Origin of the sequence: Streptococcus mitis, from assembly GCF_946188585.1 — a bacterium.
GTDB classification, from domain to species: Bacteria; Bacillota; Bacilli; order Lactobacillales; family Streptococcaceae; genus Streptococcus; species Streptococcus mitis_DG.
This window is the reverse complement of sequence record NZ_CAMHVI010000026.1, coordinates 1-282: the sequence shown is the minus strand read 5'-3', so window position 1 is coordinate 282 and position 282 is coordinate 1. Positions and strand designations below refer to the sequence as shown.

Annotated in this window: 1 protein-coding gene; it reads right to left on the bottom strand. The window is 50.7% G+C overall.

What is annotated here, in order from left to right:
- On the bottom strand, positions 1-282 hold a 282-nt coding region (locus N8M66_RS09310), incomplete at both ends, for a hypothetical protein (protein WP_261047230.1).

The following is a 282-nucleotide window of genomic DNA, read 5'->3' as shown; positions in this document are numbered from 1 at the left end:
CCAGCAACCACGTCAGCTTGCACTTCTGCTTCAACAAGCGCAAGCACCTCAGCAAGTACATCAGCTAGCACGTCAGCAAGTACATCAGCAAGCACTTCAGCTTCAACAAGCGCAAGTACGTCAGCAAGTACATCAGCTTCAACAAGTGCAAGCACATCAGCATCAACAAGTGCAAGCACGTCAGCTAGCACGTCGGCTTCAACGAGCGCAAGTACATCAGCTTCAACAAGCGCAAGAACGTCAGCAAGCACATCGGCATCAACAAGCGCAAGTACATCAGCA